Raw genomic sequence first — 16,542 nt, 5'->3', positions numbered from 1 at the left:
AATCGGCTTTCAGTGCAGAAATCGTCGAAGAAAGCGCCCTCGTGCATTCAGCGATAAATCGGCGCCGAAAACCGCAACAGCGCGCGGACCAAGGATTGATCGCGTCGCCGGGCTAACCTCGGAGCCATTTTCTTCTGAGCGGTTGGCACGCCACCGCGGCGAGCGGGCCGTCATGAGTGGCGTGGTCCACCCTGCGACTCAGGCGTGTGACCGGTGAATCACCATGCCGAATTCATTGACCGGTTCGAAGGCGTCGCGGTCCCAGGCCCCGGGGTGGGCAACGGGACAGTTCACCACGGTATTTCGAGTGGAGTGATCGATGGTGTGTTCGCGCATGACCTCGCCGCAGATCGGGCACGCCTGCAAATCGGTCGGGCCCCGCTCTTCCGGACCGCTCGGGGTGTTCGTGTCCTGAATCATGCCCTCACAATACGCCGGATTCGACACAAAGGCACACGACTTTTTCGCATCTTTCGACCATCTCCCGGGACCGAACGGACTAGTCCTCGCCGAAGCCGGATTGCAGCAGGTCCGCGAGGGCGTTGATTGCCGGCCAAGCCGACAGGTCCGTCGAGGCGAGCTGCACGCTGCTCCCCCGGGCCAGCCCGAGGGACATGATGCTCAGCAGGCTGCTCGCGTCTGTTCCGTTCACGGTGATCGGAACAGAAAATGTGCTCGCCAGGTTCACGAATTCTGCGGCCGGGCGGGCGTGAAGGCCATCTTTGTTGATGAGTATTACCGTGCGCGATATCGCCGCCGGAAGGGAGGCATCCACGCCAAAAGCATCGTCCCCGGTTTCATCGTGGCGTGTTGGGAGCATGGTTTTACTCGTCGGCTGGAACGCTGACTGCGCCGCCGCTACCACTGCATCCAGGTCTCCCCCGATTTCAGCGGCCACCGCTGCGGCCACCCCGCCCTCGACGAGCGGAGCATCGACGATCCGTACCCGGTGCTGCTCGGACGCCTCCAGGAAATCCCGGGCTGTTTCCGCGGTCAGAATTGCCGAACCAAGGTCACAGAGCACAACCACACCGTTGCCGGTGTCTGCTTCAGTGATCGCGTCGCTGATCTTCTCAAAGCTTGTTCCGATCCCGGCGGAGTCCGTTCCCCCCGCCGCGATGAGGCGCGCGGTCGGGGCCATTTGCCGAGCCAGTTCAACAAGTCCAATCGCGATTTTCTCGCTGTGTGAGACGAAGACGATGCCGACACGGGGTGCTGATCCGACCGCCATCACTCGGCCACCAGCGCCACATCGGCCCCAGCACGCAGCAGCAGCGCGGTCGACTGCGAGCCCGGGTCGCGGTGCCCTATGGCTCGCTCACCGAGATAGCTCGCCCGTCCCTTGCGCGCGACGAGCGGTTCCGCGGCCTGCGCACCCTGCTCTGCGGCATCCGCTGCGGCATGCAATACAGCAGCCACACCCGAACCTGCCGCCTGCGCTGACGCCGCCGCGTTCACCGCCGGACTCCAGGCGTCAATCATGGTTTTGTCGCCCTCCTCGGCTTTGCCGCGCAGCACGATACCGTCGCGGGCCGCCGTCATCAAGGCGACCAGTGCGGCTGCATCCAGCGATTCTGCAGACCCGACGGCACCGGCGGCTTTAAGAAAAGCCGTGCCGTACAGCGGGCCCGCAGCGCCGCCCACGGTGGAGATCAGTGTCGTAGCGACCAGCTTGAGCACGGCGCCGGGCGTTGTCTCGTCGGCCAGGCCCTCGAGCTTGGGCAACACCGCCTGGAAGCCTCGATCCATGTTTTCACCGTGATCACCGTCGCCAATATCCCGGTCGAGAGTATTGAGCGCGGCGCGATTGGTGGCGAGCACCTCAGCACTGCGCCGAATCCACCGCACGGTCCAGGCCGTGTCCAGTGTGGGCACCTCGTCGGTGAGGGCTGCGTCGAATTGCTCGTTCGGGGTCATCGAATCTTCTTTCTACCGACCCCACCGTAGCCCCACGGTTTGAACCGGGGCGTCCCACAGGCTGGTGAGTTCATCATCGAGCTTCAAAACGGAAATGGATGCACCTGCCATCTCAAGGCTTGTCGTGTAGTTACCGACCAGGCTGCGGGTGACCGTGATTCCCCGTTCTTTCAATACTTCAGCAGCCCGACGGAACACGATATACAGCTCGATCTGCGGTGTACCGCCCATACCGTTGACGAACAAGAGCACCTCATCCCCGCTGACAAACGGCAGGTCTTCGAGAATGGGGCCGAGCAGCCGGTCGACAATGGCATCGGCGGGCTGAAGTTTGATCCGCTCCCGACCCGGTTCGCCGTGAATTCCGATGCCGATCTCGATCTCGTCGTCGGCGAGCACGAAGCTCGGTTCGCCCGCGTGGGGCACGACACACGGGCTCAGCGCGACGCCCATTGTGCGCACGCGGGAGTTCACTTTTTCCGCCACGGCGACGACGCCATCCAGATCGTCGCCGCGCTCGGCAGCGGCTCCGGTGATCTTCTCGACCAGCACCGTTCCGGCCACCCCGCGGCGTCCAGCGGTATAGAGCGAATCTTTCACGGCCACGTCGTCGTTGATGATGACCGTGCGCACGTCGATGCCTTCAGCGGAAGCGAGATCTGCCGCGGTCTCAAAGTTCAACACGTCCCCGGTGTAGTTCTTCACGATATGCAGCACACCGGCACCCCCATTCACGGCCTGGGTTGCTGCCATGATCGGGTCGGGTGTCGGTGAGGTGAAAACGGGGCCTGGAACCGCGGCATCCAGCATGCCGTACCCGACAAATCCTCCGTGGAGCGGTTCATGCCCGCTGCCACCACCGCTGACGATTCCCACTTTGCCCTGAATAGGTGCGTCGATTCGCGCGATGAAGATCGGATCGTGCGATACCCGCACAATGTCGGCGTGCGCCGACTCAAATCCGGCGACGGCTTCGTTGACGACGTTCTTGGGATCGTTGATGAGCTTTTTCATGACCATCCATTCACTCGGTGACACTCGGCTCGAAACACGGGGAAGACGGCGGGGCCGGGCACCGCCAACACCAGTCAGTTTCCCACGGTCAACATACGCAGTGCCACCGCCCAGAATAAGGGGCAGGAACGAAGTGCACTAGACCATTCCCCTCCGTTGCACCGCGCGCTATGTTATTGCCGTCCGCTCACCGCAGAGGGGTAGCTGCGGCATCCCCGGCCTGACCAGAAAGGTTCTCGTGGAAAATATCGGAGCTGTATTCGTCTCGGAGGTTGTCGGCACTGCCATGCTTGTTCTCCTTGGAACCGGCGTCGTGGCCAACGTTGCTTTGGCCAAGAACAAGGGTCTCGGTGGTGGGTTCCTCATGGTGACCATCGGCTGGGGATTCGCGGTGTTCGCCGGCGTGGTGGTGGCGTACCGTTCGGGGGCACACCTCAATCCGGCCGTCACCCTGGGCCTCGTCGCTAATGGTGCCAAGGAATTCGGGTTGGGCGTTCCCGTCAACGCGGTATCCGTTCTCGCCTACATCGGCGCTCAGATGATCGGCGCAATTCTTGGCGCTATCGCCTGCTGGCTCGCGTATAAGCCACACTTCGACGCCGAACCAGACCCGGCCAACAAACTCGGTGTCTTCTCCACCGGACCGGCCATTCGTTCGTACGGCTGGAACCTCGTCACCGAAATCATTGGTACCTTCGTGCTGGTTTTCGTCGTCATTGCTTTCGGTGGTAACCGGCAGGGCGCGAGCGGAGGCCTGGCCTCCCTCGGGGCACTTCCCGTCGCCGTGCTCGTTATCGTCATTGGCACGTCCCTCGGCGGCCCGACTGGGTATGCCATCAACCCGGCTCGTGACCTCGGTCCGCGCATCGCCCACTTCATCTTGCCGATCAAGGGCAAGGGCAGCTCCGACTGGGCCTACTCCTGGGTACCCGTCGTGGGGCCGATCATCGGCGGCCTGCTTGCCGGTTGGACCGCGCTGTCTCTGCTGCCACTGCTCGCCACCTGACTCGAACAAACAGGCCGGTTCCCTGAGCGAACCGGCCTGTTGTCGTGCGAGCACATCTGTACTTCCCGCACACTCACAAGGAGGATACGCACCAATGACTGACTACATTCTCGCCATCGACCAGGGAACGACCAGTTCTCGAGCCATTATTTTCGATAAGGCCGGATCAATCGTGTCAACCGGTCAACTCGAACACGAGCAGATTTTTCCCCAGGCCGGCTGGGTCGAGCACGACCCGAAAGAAATCTGGGACAACACCCGACTAGTGATCGGGCAGGCACTGTCCAAGGCCAACCTCACCCGGCACGATATCAGGGCCATTGGAATCACCAACCAGCGCGAAACTGCCGTGGTGTGGGACAAAACCACCGGTGTTCCCGTCTACAACGCCATTGTTTGGCAGGACACCCGCACCCAACCGATCGTTGACCGCCTCGCCGCTGATGGCGGTGTCGAACGGTTCAAGAAGACGGTCGGGTTGCCCCTGGCCACCTACTTCTCCGGCACGAAAATTGTCTGGATCCTCGAAAATGTGGAGGGAGCCCGGGCTAAAGCCGATGCTGGTGACCTACTTTTTGGCACAACGGACTCCTGGGTGTTGTGGAACCTGACCGGCGGCGTTGACGGCGGCGTGCATGCCACCGACGTCACCAACGCGAGCCGCACCCTGTTCATGGACCTGGAAACGTTGCAGTGGGACGACGAGATCCTCGCCATCTTCGACGTGCCCAAATCGATGCTGCCCTCCATCCGCTCCTCCTCTGAGGTCTACGGCACCGCGCACACCTCGAGCCTGCTGCGTGAGGTTCCTGTTGCCGGCATCCTTGGTGACCAGCAGGCAGCGACCTTCGGTCAGGCTGCATTCGACCAGGGCGAAGCCAAGAACACCTATGGCACCGGCAACTTCCTGATTTTCAACACCGGTACCGAGATTGTGCATTCCAAGAACGGTCTGCTGACCACTCTGGGGTACAAGCTTGGCGACGGCGCTCCGCACTACGCCCTGGAAGGGTCTATCGCGGTGACCGGTGCACTGGTTCAGTGGATGCGCGACAACCTCGGCATGATCAGCTCGGCCTCTGAGATTGAGGGCCTGGCCGAAACGGTGGACGACAATGGCGGAGCCTACTTTGTGCCGGCGTTTTCGGGACTGTTCGCCCCGTACTGGCGTTCCGACGCCCGCGGCGCCCTGGTCGGACTCACCCAGTTCGTGAACAAGGGTCACATTGCCCGCGCGGCATTGGAAGCGACGGCTTTTCAGACTCAGGAGGTGATCGACGCGGTCAACGCCGATTCGGGTGTTCCCCTGACCGAGATCAAGGTTGATGGAGGCATGATTGCGAACAACTTACTCATGCAATTTCAGGCCGATATCCTCGGCGTGCCCGTAGTGCGGCCGGTCGTGGCGGAGACCACAGCTCTGGGCGCCGCCTACGCGGCCGGCCTCGCGGTTGGCTTCTGGAGCGGCCTGGACGAACTTCGCACGAACTGGCAGGAAGACAGCCGATGGACACCGCAGATGGACGAGGGTGAACGTAGCCGACAACTGCGTAACTGGAAGAAGGCAGTCACCAAGACCTTCGGGTGGGTCGACGAGGACGTTCTCTAGCGAGCGACCAAGGCGCGGCGACTCCGGCCTCAGACCTGGGTCGCCGCAATCCACGCCGACAGCTTGGCCGTGGCCGCGCTGGAATCAATGGCCTCGGCCGCGACAGCCAACTTGCTTTCAAAACGATCGAGAATGGCCACCTGCACCTGAGAGGCGTCATTGGCCAGGTCGAAGGCGACCAGACCCGCTGCGGCGTTGAGCAACACGATGTCGCGAATCGGTCCTGGGTCGCCAGCGAGTACAGAGTGCACGACACCCGCGTTGTGCCGGGGCGAACCGCCCATCAAGTCACTGATCTGCGCCCGCTTGATGCCGAGCTCTCGCGGGTCGATGTCGTGTTCGGTAACCAGGCCGCGTGACACCTCCCAGACGTGACTGTGCCCGGTCGTGGTCAGTTCGTCGAGTCCATCGTCGCCACGAAAGACCAGAGCCGTCGCACCACGCGTCTGAAATACTCCAACGAACAGCGGAACGCGGTCTAGGTCAGCCACACCGACAGCGGATGCCTCCGGCCGTGCCGGATTGCACAGCGGGCCGAGGTAATTGAACACGGTAGGGATGCCTATCTCCTTCCGGGTGAGCGCTGCATGCCGAAATCCGGGGTGAAAAGCCGCCGCGAAGGCAAAGGTGATCCCGGTCTCCCTGAAGATCTGGGCCACTCGTGTCGCGTCTCGGGACAAGTCGATTCCCAACTCGCCCAGAACGTCGGACGAGCCGGAGGCGGAGCTGGCAGCCCGGTTGCCATGCTTGACGACGGGTACTCCGGCTGCCGCGCACACGATCGATGCCATCGTCGAGATATTGACGGTGCCGAACTTGTCTCCACCGGTCCCCACGATGTCGAGGGCCATGGGATTGACCTGCAACGCAACGGCCTGCTCGAGGATCGCATCCCGGAATCCAACAATCTCGTCAACAGTCTCCCCCTTGGCACGCAAGGCCACCAGAAAAGCGCCCAGTTGGGCCGGAGACGCCTCGCCGAGCATGATCCGTTCCATGCTCCAGGCGGCATCCGCCACACTCAGGTTTCGTCCATCCAGGAGGGAATTTAATATGTCGGGCCAAGACTGCGATTCAAGCATGAATCCGATCTTAGGAGAACCGACGCAACTCCCCCGAATTCACGCCGTTCGTGTGCTGAATTAGCCGACTTTAATCGGGTAGAAAGTCTCATTTGCACGCCCGATTGAGAAAAACCTGTGGGAATATCGGCCATAATAGAAGGGTGACCAGCACCTCAATTACTCAGACGGCGAGTGCGCCCGTCGTGAACCGGCCCAACAGCGTGGCTGTAGGCACCATTGTGTGGTTGGGCAGCGAGGTGATGTTCTTCGCGGGTCTCTTCGCAATCTACTTCACGCTCCGTTCAACCTCCCCCGAGCTCTGGCTCTTCGAAGCCGACAAGCACAACTTCACCTTCGCGCTAATCAACACGCTGATCCTGGTGTCGTCCTCGGTGACCTGCCAATTCGGAGTGTTTGCCGCCGAACGGCTGCAGGCGCGCTCGACGGGTTGGAAGCCGAGCGAGTGGGGCATGGTTGAATGGTTCTTCCTCACGTACGCGCTGGGCGCGATCTTCGTCACCGGCCAAGTGTTCGAATACGCCACTCTGGTTTCAGAGGGAATTTCTCTCTCGTCGAACGCTTACGGTTCGGCGTTCTACATCACGACCGGCTTCCACGGGATTCACGTGACTGCAGGCCTGATCGCCTTCCTTCTTGTGATTGGGCGCGGTTTCGCGGTCAAGAACTTTGGCCACAAGGAAGCCACCAGTGCCATTGTGGTCTCCTACTATTGGCACTTCGTCGACGTCGTCTGGATCGGGCTCTTCCTGGTCATCTACGTTCTTAAATAGAAAACAGGAGCGGACAACTTCAGCATGACCACGATCAAATCCCCACGCACACGCCGGGCTCGCAAGACCGGGCGTCGCCATCCTCTTGCCAGTGTCGCCCTCATCGCCATCGGATTGCTCTTCACCGGAGGCGCGTACGCAGCATTCAGCACGAGCACCGCCGTTGCCACGACGGATGCTTCCTCGCAGCAGACCATCGACCAGGGTGAAAAACTCTTCGCGGCCAACTGCGCGACCTGCCATGGGCTCAGCGCTCAGGGATCGTCAGAAGGCCCCAGCCTGATCGGCGTCGGCTCTGCCTCGGTCGACTTTCAGGTCGGTACCGGTCGTATGCCGCTGCAGATGCAAGGTCCGCAAGCACAGAAGAAGCCGGTGCAGTTCACAGCCGAGCAGACTGCCGCACTGGCCGCTTACGTCGCTTCACTTGCTCCCGGCCCGGCCATTCCCACCGCCGACTTGGTCAAAGCCTCCGGCGATGCTTCGGCGGGTGCTGAATTGTTCCGCATCAACTGCGCCATGTGCCATAACGTCGCCGGTGCCGGTGGCGCGCTCACCGAGGGTAAGTTCGCCCCCGCGATCGAGAACGTGTCGGGCCAGCACATCTACGAGGCCATGCTTACCGGCCCCCAGAACATGCCGGTCTTCAACGACATGAACATGACGCCCGAAGATAAGCGGGACATCATCACCTACCTGAAGTACGTCGAGGACAACCCGTCTCCGGGCGGATTGGCTCTCGGGTCCTTGGGGCCGGTAGCGGAAGGCCTCTTCATCTGGATCTTTGGTCTGGGTGCAATCGTGGCCCTGACCGTGTGGATCACCGCAAAATCAAACTAGGCCGGGTATCCGGTCCTGACGTGACGTTCGGAACCGATCGGACGTCACGGAGCACCACAGTGCAAAGTTTTTACACAGCCCACGAAGGAGAACAATGGCCAAGGACGATAACGGCGCGGAAGACGTAACCGCCGCCGACTCGCCTGGCGCGCAGCTCGCGACATCCGTCGCAAGCACAGCCGTCGTTACACGGGATGCCTTGGTCAATCCAGGGCTCCCGCCGCACCGCCCGCGTATCACCGACCTTGATCCCAAGGAAGAACGCAAGGCTGAGCGCACCGTTTATACGCTGTTCTACGTGTCCATCGTGGGTAGTGTTTTCGCGATCGCCGCGTACATGGCCTTTCCGATCGTTGCAGAAGATCCCGGTTCCGTTCGCCTGAACAATCTTTTCATCGGACTCGGCCTCAGCCTTGCCCTGCTGGCGATCGGTATCGGAGCCGTGCACTGGGGCAAGGCCCTCATGGCTGATCAGGAGGGTGTTGACGAACGCCACCCCGTACGGGGAACCGAACCGGTTCGTGCCCGCGCCGTCGAGATCTTCCAGCAGGCCAATGAGGAGTCGGGCTTCGGTCGCCGTACGCTCATTCGGAACAGCCTGATCGGCGCGCTCGTCGTCTTCCCGTTGCCGGCTGTCGTCTTGTTTCGTGGACTTGGACCCATGGACCAGGACCCGGTGGCCCTGCTCCACGAGACCCTGTGGAAAAAGGGCGTCCGTCTCACCATGGACCCGAGCGGAACCCCGATCAAAGCAGCAGACGTCACGCTTGGATCCTCGTTCCACGTCATTCCCGAGGGCTTGTCTGAAATGGGCCACGGTCGTTTGGAAGAGAAGGCGAAAGCCGCTGTTCTCCTTATGCGTATGGACCCAAACGACCTGATCGAGCAGGAAGACCGCAAGTCTTGGTCGTATGATGGGATCGTTGCCTACTCTAAGATCTGCACCCACGTTGGCTGCCCGGTCGCACTTTATGAACAGCAAACGCACCACCTGCTTTGCCCGTGCCACCAGTCGCAGTTCGACGTTGAGAACCACTGCAAGGTCATCTTCGGACCGGCCAAACGGGCACTACCCCAGCTCCCGATCGCCGTGGACGCTGAGGGCTACCTGATCGCGCAAAGCGATTTCACTGAACCAGTCGGCCCAAGTTTCTGGGAGCGAGCATGACAACACTAATTACCCGCGATTCTGCTGACGGCCAAGCCGTCGGGGCGAAGAAATCCGGCGGTTTCACCGCCTCCGCTGCCAATTACATTGACGAGCGCACGAGCATTTCAGGTGCGGTCAAGGAGCTTGGCCGCAAGATCTTCCCCGATCACTGGTCTTTCCTCCTGGGCGAAGTGGCGCTGTACAGTTTCGTCATCATTCTGTTGTCCGGATCATTCCTGACGTTTTTCTATCAGGCATCGATGGCCGAAGTCGTTTACGAGGGTTCGTACGCCCCACTCAAGGGCATTCCGATGTCCGCTGCAATGTCGTCCACGATGGATATCTCCTTTGACATTCGTGGTGGCCTGCTCATGCGTCAGGTCCATCACTGGGCAGCGCTGCTCTTCGTTGCAGCCATCGGGTTGCATATGCTGCGCATCTACTTCACGGGTGCTTTCCGCAAACCGCGGGAGCTCAACTGGGTCATCGGTTTCATCCTCTTCATCCTGGCCATGGCCGAAGGCTTCACCGGCTACTCCCTCCCCGACGACCTGCTCTCCGGTAACGGCCTGCGCATCATCGATGGCCTGATCAAGGGCATCCCGGTTGTGGGCACCTGGGTCTCATTCTTGCTCTTCGGTGGAGAATTCCCCGGCACTGACATCGTTGGACGGTTGTACTCGCTGCACATCCTGCTGCTGCCGGCAATCATTGTCGCGCTGATTGCCATGCACCTTCTGTTCGTCGTCGTGCACAAGCACACGCAGTACCCGGCTGCCGGACGCACCAATCAGAACGTGGTCGGTTACCCGGTTCTCCCGGTCTACGCGGCCAAGGCTGGTGGGTTCTTCTTCATCGTCTTCGGTGTCGTCATGCTCATCGCGTCGCTGTTCACGATCAACCCGATCTGGAATTACGGACCGTACGACCCGTCACCGGTGTCTGCCGGCACCCAGCCCGACTGGTACATCGGCTTCGCCGACGGCGCCATGCGTTTGATTCCGAGCGGGTGGGAATTCGTCTGGCTGAACCACACCTACTCGCTCAACATCATGGTGGTGTTGATCGTGGTAGGCCTGTTCATCGTGACCGTTATGGTCTACCCCTTCATTGAAGCGTGGATCACCGGGGACAAGCGCGAACACCACGTGCTCGACCGTCCGCGCAATGCGCCAACGCGTACCGCTATTGGAGCGGCCGGTGTCACGTTTTACGCGTCGCTCTGGTCAGCAGCGTCGTCGGACATCATGGCGACCCACTTCCACCTCACTATGGAGGGTGTCATCCACACGCTTCAGGTGACCACGTTGCTCGGCCCGTTCCTCGCCTTCTTCATCACCAAGCGAGTCTGCCTGGCCCTGCAGAAGAAGGACCGGGAAATCGTGCTGCACGGTTATGAATCAGGTCGGATCGTTCGGCTTCCCGGCGGCGAGTTCGTCGAGGTGCACCAGCCCGTCGACGAGTACGAGCGTTGGAAGCTGGCGAGCTACAGCGACTTCAAGCCGCTCATGCTGCGTCCGAATGCTCAGGGCAAGATCGGCCCGGCCGAGAAGGTTCGTGCAGGCCTGTCCCGCTGGTTCTTCGAGGACCGGATCACTCCGGTCACGCAGACCGAACTGAGTCGGGCCCACGGCGATCACCCGGCGGAGATTACCGAAAAGTAGCAGAACCCAACAGAACGGGCATCGATGTCACTCCAGTCATTATCGGAGTGGCTTCGGTGCCCGAACTGTTTTCTGCCCCTCCACGCCGGCGGTGCCCTGTTGCTGGAGTGTGAGCGCGGGCATTGCTTCGACGTGAACAAGCGGGGCTTCGTCAACCTGACCACCGGACCGCACAAGTTCATCGGCGACAGTGCGGCCATGCTCGATGCCCGGGATCGTTTTCTCGGTGCCGGATGGTATCAACCCCTCCAAGATTCCATCCGCGAGATCGTCGCTGGCGAGGCCGTTCGGCGCATACTCGATGTGGGCTGCGGCACGGGCTACTACCTGCGGGCAGCGCTGCCCCCAGGAGACGACGTGCGGGCGCTGGGAATGGACCTCTCCCCGACAGCCGTTGGCCGCACCATACGCTCCCACGATCGCGTTGACGGGCTGGTAGCGGATGTCTGGTCGCCGCTTCCCGTCCGTGATGGCGCCGCCGACTTCATCCTCAACGTCTTTGCACCCCGCAACGCCTCCGAATTCTACCGAGTGCTCCGAACAGATGGCCTGCTATTGGTCGTTGTTCCTCAGCCGACGCACCTCCGCCAGCTGCGCGAATCCGGTCTGGCCGTGGAAATGCAGGCAGACAAGGCGACCCATCTCACCAGGACTCTTGCTACCTGGTTCAGCCTCGAAGTACATGACCAGGTCGAGCGAACTGTGCAGTTGACGCCCGCAGAAGTGGCGTCGCTCATCGGCATGGGCCCGTCTGCGCACCACTCCGGTTCCGCTGGATCGAGTCAGGCGCACGGTGATCCGGACGTCACGGTCGCCTTCGACATCTTCGGTTTCCGGCGCCGCTGACACCCGCGGCGCTCGACTGTCAGGGACATGAAAACTGCCCACTCATGGCCAACAGATCTGCCCACCTGGGTTTACCGTTCCTAAATGGGCCTCCTCCTGAGCTGGCTTGAGGCGTCTAGATGTACCTGGCCATGACGTTAGTGACTTGAGGCCTTGAAAAGGGAGGGCCTCCGGTGCTTAGTGGAGATGTTCAACGTCTCACTTCGCAACGGAGGTCCTCATGTCACACATGAACGCCAGGTTGAACATTCGCGGAAGGGCCCTGCTGGTCGAAAGGGTTCTCGGCGGTCGTCCGGCGGCGCACGTGGCAAAAGAACTCGGCATCTCCCGGCAGTGCGCCTATCGGTGGGTGCGCCGCTATCGTAACGAGGGCGAAGCCGGTCTCATAGACCGGTCATCGCGGCCGCACTCGATGCCATCCCTGACCAGCCCTGAGCGCGAAGCGGCCGTTCTGGAGGCCCGCACCCGCTTATGAATATTGGCTTCTGTGGGCTCCACCTGCAGTGCGGGTGAGCGCCACTGTTCAGATTCGTGATGTGCGTTGTTCAGCACCACTACCGGCGTGGTTGAGCACCACCTGAAAGGCTCCTTCCACCATGTGATGGCCACGTGGTGGAAGGAGTACCGGTAATGGTACGGAAGATCAAAGCGAAGCTGGTGTTGCAGCTACGTAATCAAAGCTTGTCGCGACGAGCGATTGAGTCCGCTCACGGGATATCCCGGCACAGCATTCAGGCGGTCCTCGATGCGGCGGACCGGCTGGGTTTCGGTTGGAACGATGTCGCGGAGATGTCCGAGGCCGAGGTCTATGCGGCGTTGTTTCCTGGCCGCGGGGTCCGGGAGAGTGTCTTTGCGCAGCCGAACTGGCCCGGGTGCACACCGAGCTGGCCCGGGTGGGAGTGACGTTGAAGCTTTTGCACAAAGAGTATGTCGACGCGTCTTCTCGCGCCGGGCAGGCCGTGATGAGTTACGACCGGTTCTGCCGGCTCTACGGTGACTACGCCGCCGTGACTGGTGCGTCGTCCCGCGTCGGTCACAAGGCCGGCCGCAGCATCGAGGTCGACTGGTCCGGGCCGACGATGCAGCTGCTGGATCCGACGACGGGCGAGATCTCAAAGGTGTATTTGTTCGTCGCGTGCCTGCCGTTTAGCCGGTATGCGTTCGTGGAAGCCACGTTGGATATGCGGCAGGAGTCGTGGCTGCGCGCCCATGCGGCGATGTTCGCCTTCTTCGGCGGCAGCGTGCCACGCCCGGTGCCTGACAACTTGAAGACCGGGGTGATCTCCCACCCGCGCGAGGGCGAGGTTGTTCTCAACGACGCCTACCGCGAGATGGCGGCGCACTATTCGGCCGCGGTATTGCCGGGCCGCGTTCGGGCGCCTAAGGACAAGGCGAGCGTCGAGAACACGGTCTCTCATGTCGCGACCTGGGTCATCGCCGGACTCAGACAACAGCAGTTCACGTCCCTGGCGCAGTTGCGGGTTCGGATCGCTGAGCAGATCGATGCCTATAACCGGCAGCCGTTCCAGAAACGGGACGGGTCACGGCTGAGCGTTTTCACGACCGAGGAGAAGCCGCTGATGCAACCGCTTCCAGCGGCCCCGTTTGAGATCAGCACGTGGTCCTACAAACGTAAGGTGGGCAAGAACGCGCACGTGGTCTGGGCGAAGAACTTCTACTCCGTCCCCTTCGGTCACCTCGGCGCCCTCGTTGACCTTCGCGTGACGGACACGATGGTGGAGATCTATCGGGCTGATGAGCGCCTGACCAGTCACCTGCTGCTGCCGAAAAGCACGACGAATCAGTATCAGACGAACGATGCCGACCTGCCCGAGGGGCGCAGCTGGCAGGCCTGGGACCGGGCCCGGATTGACGACTGGGCAGTCCGAATGGGCCCGGCCACGGTGACGGTGATCGGCAAGATCTTCGAAGCCGCACCCATCGAAGAGGCCGGCTACGACCCGGCGTTGGCCGTGCTGCGTCTGTCGCGCCGGTTCTCTCCGACCCGGGTCGAGGCGGCCTGCGAGCTGGCGTTGCGCGGACCGATCCGCTCCCCGCGGTATGCGCACCTGCGGCTGATCCTCGACACCGGACAAGACAAGACGGGGAACGTCCCCGATGAGTCCGAGGCTGACGACGGCGGATACGTCCGCGGCAGCGCCTACTACGCCGGTGGCACCCGATGAGCCGGCTGGACGGGGAAACCAAACGCAAGCTCCGCGAAATGAACGCCGGCGAGCTCCTGGAAGCGATCGACAGTCAGGACGAAACCCTCAGCATCGGTATGCCGTTCGAAGAGCTCGTGCGGCTGGTCGTTGACGACGCCTATTCCACGTTCACGCACTCCAAAGTCGAGGGTCTCATCCGTCGGGCGGGGCTGCGTTACCCGAACGCTGACCTGCGCCGCATCGACCTCCTCGACGAGCGCAGCCTCAACCGTCAGGTGCTGACCCAGCTCGGCACCTGCTCCTTCGTCGCCCGACAGCAGAACGTCGTCTTCCAAGGATTCACCGGGTCTGGGAAATCGTATCTGGGCTGCGCGATCGCTAAACGCGCCTGCGAAGATCGCATCCGCGCCCACTACGTTCGTATGCCCGACCTCGAGGAAGCCTGGGTCGCCGCCCAAGACACCCCCGGTGGGTCCGGCAAGTTCCTCCGCAAATACGCCGCGTTCACGTTGCTCGTTATTGACGAGTGGTTGCTGGACCGGCCGACGGAATCAATGCGCGGCATGTTGCTGGAACTGATGGAGCGACGCTACGGCGAAACGTCGACAGTGTTCTGCACCCAGTATTCGCAGAAGGACTGGCACCAACGCCTCGGCTCCGGCGTTCACGCCGACGCGATCATGGACCGGATCATCCACAACACCATCTGGGTCGAGACCGGCACCTACAACATGAGGGAACACACCGCGCTGGCCAGCGCCTAATTCAGGACGGAGAGCGTCAGTGGCTCCTAACCACACCACCACTGGCGCTCTCTCGGGCGATCCGCGGTGCTGAACCGCACGATTGGGTGGTGCTCAAAGCCTCAAATACTCACTTACGCACCGGTCCGGCCCGCATTGCAGCCGACACGGGCGTTCCCGCTCGGACCGTGTCGAGAGTATTAGCGCGACATCACGTTCCGGCGCTCTGGGAATGCGATCCGCTGACCGGTGAAAAGATTCGAGCCACCCGGGCCACGGCGACCCGGTATGAACGCGCCCGCCCCGGCGAAATGGTGCACATCGACGTCAAGAAACTCGGACGCATCCCCGACGGCGGCGGCTGGCGCGCCCAGCCCGGCCAAACCCGCACCAACGACACCGCCGGTCATGCCCGGATCGGCTACGACTACGTACACGCCGTCATCGACGACCGCACCCGCCTCGCCTACGTCGAAGTCCACCCCGACGAAAAGGGCGTCACCGCCGCCGGTGGCCTCCTCCGCGCCGCAGCGTTCTTCGCCAGCTGCGGCATCCCCAAGATCGAGCGTGTCCTCTCCGACAACGCCTTCGCTTATCGCAAATCCCGCGTCTTCAAAGATGCCGTGACAACCCTCGGCGCGCAACAACGCTTCATCAAACCGCACTGCCCCTTGACCAACGGGAAGGTCGAACGCTTCAACCGCACCCTCCAAGCCGAGTGGGCCTACCGCCAGGTATGAGCTGCTGCGGGTATCTCGGACAGCGGAATTAGTGGATTCTTCTACGCTGCCAAGGCTGGCTGTTGATAACCATAGTGGACGTCATTGGGCCGGCGATAACCGAGCGCGGAGTGCCGGCGTCGGCTGTTGTAAAACCCTTCGATATACCGGATTACATCGCTTCGAGCTTGTGATTTTGTCTCGTATGCGGTTCGGTAAACGCGCTCGTTCTTGAGCATCGAGACGAAACTGCACACCATGCTGTTGGTGCCCCTATGTTGTCAATGTGAACTGTCCCGGGTTTTTGTGTTGGTCGGGGATGGTTTTGAGGATGGTGAAGATTTCGCGTGCGAGGTATCGTTTGAGGCAGCGGATGACGTCTCGCTTGCTTTTCCCTTGCGCGGTGCGGTTCTGTAGGTAGTTTTGGGTGGTTTCATCCCACCGAAGNATTGTCGCCGACGGCGATGAGTAGCGCCGCGGCGCTGTCGTAGCCGACGCCGGGGCGGTCCAGGAGCTCGGGCGCGCAGGCCGTCACCGTGCGTGTCATGGCCGTTTCCAGGCGGCTGAGTTGCTCGGTGAGGTGGTGGATGCGGGTGGCGAGTTCACTCATCAGCATGCGTTCGACGGTGCTGGGCAGCAGCAGTGCGCAGGCTCGGCTGAGGGCTTTGGTGCTGAGTCCACGGAGCTGATCGCGCAGTGCTGGCTCTGCGCCGACTACGAGGCCTTTGAGCTGGTTGATCGCGGTCGTTCGTGCCTTCACTGCTGACGATTTCACCAACCGCATTTGGCGTAGTTCTTCGGCGGCACCGATACCTGTTTTCGGCGTCGCCAAGGACCGACCGGCGATGACTGCCCGGGCCGCGGCTTCAGCGTCAACGGCATCTGTTTTCCCGGTTTTGCGCCGCAGTGCTCGGTCTGGTTGATTCACCTCGAACACTGTCACGTTTTGGGTTTGGAGGTATTTCATCAGCGCGGAACCGTACGACCCGGTGCATTCGATACCGGCCGCGTTCA

At 61.7% G+C, this 16,542-nt stretch carries 15 protein-coding genes and 3 pseudogenes; 11 read left to right on the top strand and 7 right to left on the bottom strand.

The features are described 5' to 3' along the window. Positions 1–198: 198 nt before the first annotated feature. From E3T50_RS12580 to dhaK, 4 genes are all read right to left on the bottom strand, one after another. On the bottom strand, positions 199–420 hold the full coding sequence (locus tag E3T50_RS12580; protein ID WP_134552329.1) for a hypothetical protein: 222 nt from the start codon (positions 418–420) through the stop codon (positions 199–201). A gap of 79 nt (positions 421–499) precedes the next feature. Further along, positions 500–1,231, bottom strand: a complete 732-nt coding sequence (gene dhaM, locus E3T50_RS12575) for a dihydroxyacetone kinase phosphoryl donor subunit DhaM (RefSeq protein WP_134552328.1) — start codon at positions 1,229–1,231, stop codon at positions 500–502. Next, the gene (gene dhaL, locus E3T50_RS12570; RefSeq protein ID WP_134552326.1) at positions 1,231–1,917 is read right to left on the bottom strand and encodes a dihydroxyacetone kinase subunit DhaL; all 687 of its coding nucleotides are present in this window, start codon (positions 1,915–1,917) and stop codon (positions 1,231–1,233) included. Before dhaL ends, dhaM begins: the two co-directional genes overlap by 1 nt. 12 nt (positions 1,918–1,929) lie before the next feature. Next, a complete protein-coding gene (dhaK, locus tag E3T50_RS12565) occupies positions 1,930–2,931 on the bottom strand; it encodes a dihydroxyacetone kinase subunit DhaK (RefSeq protein ID WP_134552325.1) in 1,002 nt (333 codons plus the stop codon). A 238-nt stretch (positions 2,932–3,169) separates the two neighbouring features. On the opposite strand from dhaK, the gene E3T50_RS12560 reads away from it, so the two are divergent. Both E3T50_RS12560 and glpK read left to right on the top strand, forming a co-directional pair. After that, a complete protein-coding gene (locus tag E3T50_RS12560) occupies positions 3,170–3,937 on the top strand; it encodes an MIP/aquaporin family protein (protein WP_134552323.1) in 768 nt (255 codons plus the stop codon). A 94-nt stretch (positions 3,938–4,031) separates the two neighbouring features. Further along, positions 4,032–5,546, top strand: a complete 1,515-nt coding sequence (gene glpK, locus E3T50_RS12555) for a glycerol kinase GlpK (protein ID WP_134552321.1) — start codon at positions 4,032–4,034, stop codon at positions 5,544–5,546. A gap of 29 nt (positions 5,547–5,575) precedes the next feature. Here the strand turns inward: glpK and trpD are convergent, their stop codons facing one another. After that, a complete protein-coding gene (gene trpD / locus E3T50_RS12550) occupies positions 5,576–6,628 on the bottom strand; it encodes an anthranilate phosphoribosyltransferase (protein WP_134552319.1) in 1,053 nt (350 codons plus the stop codon). Positions 6,629–6,771: 143 nt separating this feature from the next. Here trpD and ctaE point away from each other — a divergent pair, with 143 nt between their 5' ends. The 9 genes and pseudogenes from ctaE to E3T50_RS12505 form a co-directional block, all read left to right on the top strand. Continuing rightward, positions 6,772–7,401: an aa3-type cytochrome oxidase subunit III gene (gene ctaE / locus E3T50_RS12545; protein ID WP_241978278.1), complete on the top strand. Its 630-nt coding sequence runs from the start codon at positions 6,772–6,774 to the stop codon at positions 7,399–7,401. Positions 7,402–7,425: 24 nt separating this feature from the next. Continuing rightward, a complete protein-coding gene (gene qcrC / locus E3T50_RS12540; RefSeq protein ID WP_134552317.1) occupies positions 7,426–8,238 on the top strand; it encodes a cytochrome bc1 complex diheme cytochrome c subunit in 813 nt (270 codons plus the stop codon). Positions 8,239–8,332: 94 nt separating this feature from the next. Then, positions 8,333–9,406, top strand: a complete 1,074-nt coding sequence (gene qcrA, locus E3T50_RS12535) for a cytochrome bc1 complex Rieske iron-sulfur subunit (RefSeq protein ID WP_134552315.1) — start codon at positions 8,333–8,335, stop codon at positions 9,404–9,406. Further along, the gene (gene qcrB / locus E3T50_RS12530) at positions 9,403–11,052 is read left to right on the top strand and encodes a cytochrome bc1 complex cytochrome b subunit (protein ID WP_134459402.1); all 1,650 of its coding nucleotides are present in this window, start codon (positions 9,403–9,405) and stop codon (positions 11,050–11,052) included. The genes qcrA and qcrB overlap by 4 nt, the downstream gene beginning before the upstream one ends. 24 nt (positions 11,053–11,076) lie before the next feature. Beyond that, on the top strand, positions 11,077–11,898 hold the full coding sequence (locus tag E3T50_RS12525; RefSeq protein ID WP_134552314.1) for a methyltransferase domain-containing protein: 822 nt from the start codon (positions 11,077–11,079) through the stop codon (positions 11,896–11,898). Between the two features lie 220 nt (positions 11,899–12,118). Further along, positions 12,119–12,370 (top strand): annotated as a pseudogene (locus E3T50_RS12520) (helix-turn-helix domain-containing protein); the annotation flags it as partial. 158 nt (positions 12,371–12,528) lie between these two features. Next, positions 12,529–14,084: pseudogene (gene istA, locus E3T50_RS12515) on the top strand (IS21 family transposase). Then, complete coding sequence (locus tag E3T50_RS12510) at positions 14,081–14,830, top strand: ATP-binding protein (RefSeq protein WP_134552310.1); 750 nt, start codon at positions 14,081–14,083, stop codon at positions 14,828–14,830. Before istA ends, E3T50_RS12510 begins: the two are co-directional and overlap by 4 nt. Positions 14,831–14,946: 116 nt before the next feature. After that, a pseudogene (locus tag E3T50_RS12505) lies at positions 14,947–15,546 on the top strand (integrase core domain-containing protein); the annotation flags it as partial. Positions 15,547–15,590: 44 nt separating this feature from the next. Here E3T50_RS12505 and E3T50_RS12500 read toward each other — a convergent pair. Together E3T50_RS12500 and E3T50_RS12495 are read right to left on the bottom strand one after the other, a co-directional pair. Next, positions 15,591–15,785, bottom strand: coding sequence for an integrase core domain-containing protein (locus tag E3T50_RS12500; protein ID WP_255454288.1), 195 nt, complete (start codon positions 15,783–15,785; stop codon positions 15,591–15,593). Positions 15,786–15,961: 176 nt separating this feature from the next. Next, positions 15,962–16,495: an IS110 family transposase gene (locus E3T50_RS12495; RefSeq protein ID WP_478213424.1), complete on the bottom strand. Its 534-nt coding sequence runs from the start codon at positions 16,493–16,495 to the stop codon at positions 15,962–15,964. Positions 16,496–16,542 lie beyond the last annotated feature (47 nt).

The organism is Cryobacterium gelidum (assembly GCF_004403985.1).
In the GTDB taxonomy this organism is placed as follows: Bacteria; Actinomycetota; Actinomycetes; order Actinomycetales; family Microbacteriaceae; genus Cryobacterium; species Cryobacterium gelidum.
Note: the sequence above shows the minus strand (reverse complement) of the source record. Positions and strands in the feature narration are given on the sequence as shown.